This window comes from Pseudogracilibacillus amylolyticus (SeqCode) (assembly GCF_051918545.1).
Lineage (GTDB): Bacteria > Bacillota > Bacilli > Bacillales > Amphibacillaceae > Pseudogracilibacillus.
Genome location: NZ_JBPPZG010000149.1, coordinates 807 through 9,702 on the forward strand (window position 1 = coordinate 807; position 8,896 = coordinate 9,702).

7 protein-coding genes are annotated in these 8,896 nt (G+C 34.5%); all 7 read right to left on the minus strand.

Going from position 1 to position 8,896, the window contains the following annotated elements:
• Window positions 1-330 precede the first annotated feature (330 nt).
• Window positions 331-1,260 (minus strand): primosomal protein DnaI, encoded by a 930-nt coding sequence (dnaI, locus tag ACPYKA_RS14905; RefSeq protein ID WP_479543007.1) that lies wholly within the window; start codon window positions 1,258-1,260, stop codon window positions 331-333.
• A 21-nt stretch (window positions 1,261-1,281) separates the two neighbouring features.
• Window positions 1,282-2,607 carry a replication initiation and membrane attachment family protein gene (locus ACPYKA_RS14910; protein ID WP_479543008.1) on the minus strand — a complete coding sequence of 442 codons (1,326 nt, stop codon included), beginning with the start codon at window positions 2,605-2,607 and terminating at the stop codon, window positions 1,282-1,284.
• Between the two features lie 21 nt (window positions 2,608-2,628).
• Window positions 2,629-3,093: a transcriptional regulator NrdR gene (gene nrdR, locus ACPYKA_RS14915; RefSeq protein WP_479543009.1), complete on the minus strand. Its 465-nt coding sequence runs from the start codon at window positions 3,091-3,093 to the stop codon at window positions 2,629-2,631.
• 576 nt (window positions 3,094-3,669) lie between these two features.
• Window positions 3,670-4,716 (minus strand): glyceraldehyde-3-phosphate dehydrogenase, encoded by a 1,047-nt coding sequence (locus ACPYKA_RS14920; RefSeq protein WP_479543010.1) that lies wholly within the window; start codon window positions 4,714-4,716, stop codon window positions 3,670-3,672.
• Between the two features lie 270 nt (window positions 4,717-4,986).
• Entirely contained in the window at window positions 4,987-5,592 is a 606-nt protein-coding gene (coaE, locus tag ACPYKA_RS14925; RefSeq protein WP_479543011.1) for a dephospho-CoA kinase, read from the minus strand.
• A gap of 18 nt (window positions 5,593-5,610) precedes the next feature.
• Entirely contained in the window at window positions 5,611-6,438 is an 828-nt protein-coding gene (gene mutM, locus ACPYKA_RS14930; protein ID WP_479543012.1) for a DNA-formamidopyrimidine glycosylase, read from the minus strand.
• A 15-nt stretch (window positions 6,439-6,453) separates the two neighbouring features.
• The coding region (polA, locus tag ACPYKA_RS14935; protein WP_479543013.1) for a DNA polymerase I at window positions 6,454-8,896 on the minus strand (2,443 nt) is incomplete at its 5' end.

An 8,896-nucleotide genomic window follows, 5' to 3' on the forward strand; every position in this document is an offset into this window, starting at 1 on the left:
TTTCATGGCGAAAATAAATGACTTTCAATCTCTACCACATCCTCATCCTGTGTTCCGTAGTACATTATATGGACGAGATGCGGAAAAAATGAATAAGAAAAAATCAAAGATTTAGTTCATAAAAGTGGTTCCTGAAAATATATTAGGGTAAGTAAGAATCATGAAGAAATTTAATGAGAAGAGAACGCCAAAGATTTTTTCAATAGAGTTTAGTCTCTGTTGTTCGTTGAAGAGTGACACCGACATTTTCCACTACGTTGGTCTATAATTTTATTCGTAAAAGGCGAGCCCCCGCAGACATTATTTTCATTTATGTCTGCGGGGGATTATTTAATTTCTTCTATTTTCTCCACCTACTTTTACTTCCTTACTTACTTGCTTAATCCGTTCCATTATTCTACCGGCTTTTACCTGTTCTACACCATTCTTAGTAGAAGTGGCCAAAATTTGCTCTAATTGTGCCATCGTATAATTCGACGTAAAGAATACTGGCAAATTTTCCATCATCCGATATTGTAAAATTGAACCGAGTACTTCATCCCGAAACCAAGCCGATAATGTTTCTGCTCCGATATCATCCAACATTAGTACATCTGCTCGTTTAAACATATTTATTTTATCTTGTACTTTATTATCTTTTATTGCTTCCCGAATTTCCCTAACAAACTCTGGCATGTAAATTAACATGGAGGAAATATTAAATTTCCGTAATTCATTTGCAATTGCACCAAGCAAATAAGTTTTACCAACACCAAACGGACCAGTAAGGAACAATCCTTTTTCTGGTAATCCTTGTTTCGCTAGCTTTAAAAAGGATACAGCTTCTTTTGTTGCCAGAATCCGATTATGATCAGGATATATATTTTCCATGCTAGCATTTAAAATTTCTTTTGGCATATAAATGCTTTGAATTAAATTTTCTTTTTCCGTCATTTTTTCATACTGAATATGGTTTTGGCACTTTTCATAAGAAATATGAATTTCACCATTTACAAATTGTAAGACAGGTGAGTATCCCTTAACAATATTTTTACAAAACTCAAAAGATGAACAGTTGTCACATTGTACAGATTGTGTTGCATACTCATATAATTTGTTTAATCGTTTATCAATGTCTTTTTCGGTAATCTCTGGATGTTTGTCTAAAAAGTATGCGATTTTGGGATGCTGTAAAATCTCTGTTTTCATCGCTTCATGTCTTTGTTTAAAACTTTCATTATTATTAATCCATCTTTTTAAAGAGGTCTGTATCGGCTTCATTTTTCTCATTCCTTTGAAACGTTAATTGTTTTCTGAAGCGTATTTTTGCAAGATAGCAACCATCTCTTCTTGTTCTCGTGCTTGTTCTTCCGTTAAGTTAACTTCTTGTTTTGTTTCTTTCGGTTCTTTATGTCTATCTTTAAACCAATCTGGAATAATTTCTTTAGATTGTTTTCTAGATTGATAGTTTCTTTTCGGTTGTGCCTTTTGTTCTGATTGTTGTTGTATAAAGTCCATTGCTTCTTTTGCAGTTTTAAATTTTTTCCGAGACCAGTTACTCGCAATTTTTTCCATGTACTCTTTGGGGAGTTTCATATCAGAACGTAACATGACATAGTGGATAAGTACATTCATCACCGATGGGGGAATGCCTTGATTTACCATTAAATCACTTATAAATTTTAAGTCTTGATTAGAAGCGTTATTACCGCTTGATAAATCTTCTAGTAATTCTTTTGGTGTAATAGTTTCAAATCTTTGTTGCAGTTTTTCAGTTTTAGTTAAGGGCTTATCTTGCACCGAAACTTGTTGTTTAGGTTTTTTTATCGAAAGTTTCAAATTGCTTACATTATGTTTCGTTTGAAAAATATCGTGGCAAACGGCTTTAAATTGTTCAACATCAAGTCGGTTCTCCTCCGTAAGAGCCCATTCGACAGATTTTTCAATTTCATACGATTCTAAATCATACAATTGAACAAGTTGTGAAATGATACGCTTATTTGTTTCTGTTAAAATTTTTTCAACAGGTAGCATCTTTCGTTTCAAGCTTTGTTCAAGTAAAGAAAAATCCAATTGTTGAAGCGGGATTCCTGTCGGCTCTTCACTTTTTATTGGAGGAATGTATTCCGGTTCAAATGTTTGAAATACTTCATGAAAAACAGCTGTAACATCTTTTCCAATTCGTTGTTGATTCGCTTTTGTATAATGTTTTTTTAATGAAAGAAACTTCTTTTCTCCAATATGACGATACAATAGCTCCGATAACATCACATCTTCAAAGAAAGCTCTTGGACTAAAAGGTGATTGAATAACATATGTATAATACACTTTCTCTTTCGTTTCTTTTTTATATGTTTTTAATAATCCAATTCCTTCCAATTTAAGCCTGGCTTCATATATTCGATCTAACGGCATATTTAAATAATTCATCAACGTATGATGTGTTTGCAATTGAATTTCCGGTTGAATATCGATTTCATGTAAGAGAAGCTGATAAAAACTAATTGCTTCAATTCCGAGTAAAGGTTGGTATAAGTGCGTTAAAGACTGGATATAGTCATTTGGCAAACTGGAATCAAGTTGAACAATATATCCATCAACTGGTAAGATTTTTCCTAGATGTTGCACTTTTTTCACTTCCCCTTTTCATTACTTGGATTTTTTCGATTGTAAAATTTCTTTTAGTTCATCTAGAAAAACATTAATATTTTCAAATTGACGATAAACAGAAGCAAAACGTACGTATGCTACTTCATCAATGTCAGACAATCGTTCAAGCACCATTTCACCAATATGTTGGCTATTTACTTCAGGGAGATCAGAATTTCTTATTTCTCGCTCTACTTCTAGAGCAACTTTTTCAATTTCTTCTATCGTAACAGGTCTTTTTTCACAAGCACGCATTAATCCCCTGATCAATTTATCACGATTAAACTCTTGTCTTGTCCCATCTTTTTTAACAATGATTAATGGTGTTTCTTCTTTCCGTTCAAAGGTGCGAAAGCGAAATCCACATCGCTCACATTCTCTACGCCTTCTGATCGCATCACCGTCTTCAAAAGGCCTTGAATCCAGAACACGGGAATGTTTATGATTACACTTTGGACACTTCATTCGTTTCAACCCCATTCATATTCGATCCAACATCCAAAAACGTTTAGTCTATTATTATATTTTATCATGTTTTTAACTATTTCCATAATGATTATCATACTTGACTAAGTTAACCTCTAATCTGGACTTAAAACATGGAATTTCTACATGTTAATAACAATAGAATTAAATACTGCCCGCCCTGTAACTTTAGACTCGATATGTAGCAAATTCACTCGATGTCTTGGAAATTGACTTGACATGTTATAAAACCACTCGTCGTCTTGATAAACGACACGACATGTTGGGAATCCACTCGACGTCAATACTCTAACATGTTGTGAATTCCCTCAAAATGCTAAAAGAGAGTCGTCATTAACTTCCGACAGCTATGATTAAAACATTATATTGCATTTCAGCGCACAATAAAAGTATACATGTAGCCACAAAGCCCATTGATGAAAAAAGCTATTTTAAAAATAAAAAAGTTGTCCATATTAACAGACAACTTTTTGGCACGTCCTTGCATCGTAAGTGCAACTAAGGCACCCGCCATTAAAGGGTCGTCGAATGCCGAGTTTTCTAATGAATATTAATTTAAGATATTTTTACCGTTTCTTTTTTTTGACTCTGTTGTTGTAGAGCTTTACCTACAAACTTTGCCAAATCGACTACTCGTGCAGAATAGCCCCACTCATTATCGTACCAAGCAAGGATTTTAATTTTTTTATCTTCCATAACTATTGTAGAAAGTCCATCAATAATTGCGGAATAATCGGTTGTTGCATAATCAATCGAAACAAGTGGCTCTTCACTATACTTGATAATGCCTTTCATTTCTTCATGCGCAGCTTTTTTAAATACATTGTTTACTTCATCAACGGTTACTTCTTTTTCAACATCGACTACTAAATCAACCAAAGATACGTTTGGTGTTGGAACTCTTAATGCCATCCCATGTAATTTTCCATTTAGATGTGGTAAAACTTCTCCAAGTGCTTTGGCCGCTCCGGTTGATGTTGGAATAATCGATTGCCCGCATGCACGTGCGCGGCGTAAATCTTTATGTGGATTATCTAATGTAACCTGATCAGTTGTATAAGCATGAACAGTCGTCATTAGACCATTGATAATGTTGAAATGATTATCTAACACTTTCACTACAGGCGCTAAACAATTCGTTGTACACGATGCATTGGAAACAACATGATCCGATTCCGGGCTGTACGTTTCTTCATTTACTCCGAGCACGATCGTGTTGTCAACATTTTTACCAGGTGCAGTTATGATTACTTTCTGTGCACCAGCTTGTAAGTGGCGACTTGCGCCTTCTTTTGTATTAAATTTTCCCGTTGCTTCAATCACAATATCAATTTCATTTTCTAACCACGGTAATTTTTCAGGTTCACGTGAGTTTACATGTAATACTTTCTGTCCATTTATTTCAAACCCATCTTCTAAAATGTTTATATCACAATCAAAGATTCCGTGAACACTATCGTATTTTATTAAATGGGCTAATGTTTCCTCTGGATAACTTGCATTTATTGCAACTACCTCAATATTTTCATCTAAGATCGCTTGACGAAACACCATTCGTCCAATTCTTCCAAATCCATTAATGGCTATTCGAGTTTTACTCATTTCAAGTCCTCCCAATATATGTTACGCTGATTCGATCTATTTTCATAATTAGTATAACACATTTAACGAAAAATGTGCTATCAAATATGTATAAATTATTAACATTTATTTTTAAAGCTCATTATCATTGCACTCTTTTGAAAAACACAAAAAATAACAAGGTTGAAATGCTTATTCAGTTAATTCATAATTTAACCAGAAACGAAATTTTTAATCAATAGCAATAAAAAAGTGCGTACTCCTGCAAAGTACGCACTACTATGTCCGAATTCAACTCGTCCTAATTCCCCATTCTTCTAAAATTGCTATTAATTGCTTGTATGATTCTTCTTTCGACCCGTTATTATTAATGACTGCATCCGCTTTTTCAGCTTTTTCTTTGATGGGCATTTGGCTATTTATTCTACTTTTTGCTTCTTCTTCCGTACTTTCATCACGAGCGATAATTCGATATAACTGAACGTCTGGGTCAACGTATACAACGATAACTTTATCTACATAATGAGTTAGCCCACTTTCATATAGTAAGGGAATATCCAAGACGACACACTCTTTTCCACGTCGAACCCACTCATCACGTTGTCTCAACATCTCTTTTCGGATAGCGGGATGGATAATCGCATTTAATTGTTTTCTCTTCGACTCATCATTAAACACAATTTTTCCGAGTGCTTTTCGGTCAAGTGTTTGATTGTTTTGTAAAATTTCTTCTCCAAATGTTGCAACAATATCTTTGTATGCTTCTTTTCCCGGTTCAACCACTTCTCTTGCAATGAGATCTGCATCTACTACAGGTATGTCTAAATCAGAAAATTTATTTGCGATTGTACTTTTACCAGTTCCGATACTCCCGGTTAAGCCGATTATTAACGCCACAAAAGCTCCCCCCACATTTTATTTAGGCTGACATGATGGGCAAATATGTGTACCACGTCCAGCTACTTTTAGCTTCATTATTTCAACACCACAATGTTTACATGCTTGTTTTTCTTGACCATATACATACAGTTCTTGCTGAAACATTCCCATCTCACCTTCGCCATTTACATACGAACGAATTGTCGTTCCCCCCTGCTTAACCGCTCCTTCCAAAACTATGCGGGCATTGTTCCAAATTAATTTAATTTCTTTTTTGGTAAGTTTATTGGCCCTTCTTTCCGGATGGATTTGGGATAAAAACAAGACTTCATCAACATATATATTTCCAAGGCCAGCAATAATTGTTTGATCTAAAAGAGTCGCTTTTATATTCCGCGATGTTTTTTGAAATCTTTTAAACAAATATTCAAACGTATATGCTTCTTGAAATGGATCAGGGCCTAATTGAACCAATGGTTTATCATTAAATTCTTCTCCGATTGGAAATACATGCATCGTTCCAAATTTCCGTACATCGTTATACCTAAGATCTGTGCCATCCGTAAAATGAAAAATAACATGAGTATGTTTTGACACTTGCTCTTTCGAATCAATAACTTTATATTTTCCTTCCATTCGTAAATGGGAAACAAGAACATAATGATCTAAATAAAACAATAGAAATTTTCCGCGGCGATCCATTTTCCGTATCGTTTCACCAATAAGAAGTTGTTTAAAATACTCTGTATCATCTGGATGTTTAATAATTTTCGGCCAGTGAATCGTCATACTGTCAATTGTTTTATCTAGTACAAGTTTTTCCAACGTTTTTCGGATTGTCTCTACTTCAGGTAATTCAGGCATTTCCTTTCCTTCTTTCTATTTTGCATCAAACCAGCTTTTCCCGTAAGAATAATCAACCTTAAGTGGAACGTCTAAAGAAACTGTTTTTTCCATTACTTCGGGAACAATCTGCGCGAGCTTCACTATTTCATCTTCAGGTGCTTCTAAAATCAGTTCGTCATGCACTTGCATTAACATCCGTGCCTCTAAATTTTCTTTTCTTAATCTTTTTTCTAGATCAATCATTGCCTTTTTAATAATATCAGCAGCACTTCCTTGAATCGGTGTGTTCATCGCTGTTCTTTCCGCAAAACTTCGTAAATTAAAATTCCGACTCGTAATTTCAGGTAAGTATCGTCTTCTTTTCATGATCGTTGAAACATAGCCATTATGCTTCGCTTCTTGTACGATATCATCCATATATTGTTTCACTTCTGGATAGATGGCAAAATATTTATCTATAAACGTTTTCGCTTCTTTTCTCGTAATTTGTAAATTTTGCGATAGTCCATAATCACTTATTCCATAAACTATTCCGAAGTTAACCGCTTTTGCTTGTCGACGCATATTAGAGTCTACTTCTGACTCTTCCACATGAAAAACATCCATTGCGGTCTGGGTATGAATATCTTTATCTTCTTTAAATGCTTGGACTAATTTTTCATCTCCAGAAATATGTGCGAGTACTCGTAATTCAATTTGCGAGTAATCTGCAGCAAACATGACCCATCCAGGTTCAGACGGTACAAAAGCTTGTCTAATTTTCCGCCCTTCTTCAAGTCTTATTGGGATATTTTGCAAGTTAGGTTCTGTTGAACTTAATCGTCCGGTTTGCGTTAAAGCTTGATTAAAACGAGTATGGATCATATGCGTATCTTTCCGAACTACTTTTAAAAGACCATCGACATAGGTAGATTGTAATTTATTCAATTGACGGTACAATAATAACTTAGGAATGATCTCATGTTCTGGCTCTAGTTTTTCAAGTACATCTGCTGCAGTTGAATAGCCAGTTTTCGTTTTCTTAATTACTGGAAGCTGCAACTTTTCAAACAATATAACCGATAGTTGTTTTGGTGAATTAATATTAAATTTTTCACCAGCTAGTTCATGAATTTCCGACTCAATCGTATCTAAACGATCAGATAACTCTTTCCCCATTTCTTTTAAGCGATCAACATCTACTTTTACACCGGCATGTTCCATCTCTGCTAAAATAGTCGCTAAAGGAAGTTCTAAGTTCTTAAATAATTCTAGTTGTTCATTTTCATCCAAATCTTTCATAAAACGATCTTTTAGTTTGTAGATAATATTAGTTTTCCGAGCGACATGTTCACTGACTTTCGTAAACTCCGGAACAGCTAGCTTTGCACCTTTTCCATAAACTTCTTCATCGAGATAGATATCTTTCTCACCTAATCGTCGGCCAATAGCTGCAATTTCATCATTATTATCAGCAGGATTGTGTAAGTAAGCAGCTAATTGCAAATCAAATGTAATTCCCTTTAATATAATGCCACGATGAAGAAGTGCCACTTTCACTGCTTTTGCATCAAAAACATATTTTTCTTTCGTTTCATCTTGTAACCAATCAATGAAAACTTCCGACTGTAGTGCTTTTTCCGTTTCAATTGCAAAATTACCTTTTTCATTCACGATACCGATCGCTTCAATAGTTGCTTCATGATAGTTTTCTGTAATCATTTCAACATGAAAGGCTGCTTTGCTAGTAAGAATATCTGACGTTATGTCATCAATAACTTCATAATCGAATTCTTCCAATTCAATTTGTGTTTCTTCATCGTCTTTTTCACTATGCAAACGATCTAATAAAGAACGAAACTCCAATTCTGAAAATAAATCATAAATATCTTTATATTCATAGCCAGTATAATCTAAGTCTTGAAGCGAAATTGTAATTGGGGAGTCCTGATTAATCGTGGCTAGATCACGACTCATAAATGCATCTTCTTTATATGTGACCAAGTTTTCTTTTAATTTCTTAGCCGTAATTTCATCAATATTATCATAGATATTGTCCAATGTTTGATATTGTTTTAATAATCTCGTTGCTGTTTTTATCCCGATACCAGGAACTCCCGGTATATTATCAGAACTATCACCCATTAGTGCCTTTAAATCAATAATCTGATCCGGGTTTAGTTCCATTTTTTCTACCATACTTTTAGGAGTGTAAGTTTCAACATCACTTACTCCTTTTTTCGTAACATCTACTGTCACATGATCAGAAACAAGCTGGAGTAAGTCTTGGTCACCAGAAATAACCTTAACTTCCCAACCCTCTTTTTCTCCTTTATCCGCTAATGTCCCAATAATATCGTCAGCCTCATACATATCAAGTTCATAGTGAGGAATTTTAAATGCATCTAACAATTCTCGCATTAATGGAAACTGCTCCGATAATTCTGGAGGAGTTTTTTGTCTCCCACCTTTATACTCTTTATAAGTCGAATGTCTA

Coding starts and splice junctions, on each gene's coding strand:
- ACPYKA_RS14920 (WP_479543010.1), bottom strand. CDS start 4,716: ATGAGTAAAACTCGAATAGCCATTAATGGATTTGGAAGAATTGGACGA.
- nrdR (WP_479543009.1), bottom strand. CDS start 3,093: ATGAAGTGTCCAAAGTGTAATCATAAACATTCCCGTGTTCTGGATTCA.
- mutM (WP_479543012.1), bottom strand. CDS start 6,438: ATGCCTGAATTACCTGAAGTAGAGACAATCCGAAAAACGTTGGAAAAA.
- dnaI (WP_479543007.1), bottom strand. CDS start 1,260: ATGAAGCCGATACAGACCTCTTTAAAAAGATGGATTAATAATAATGAA.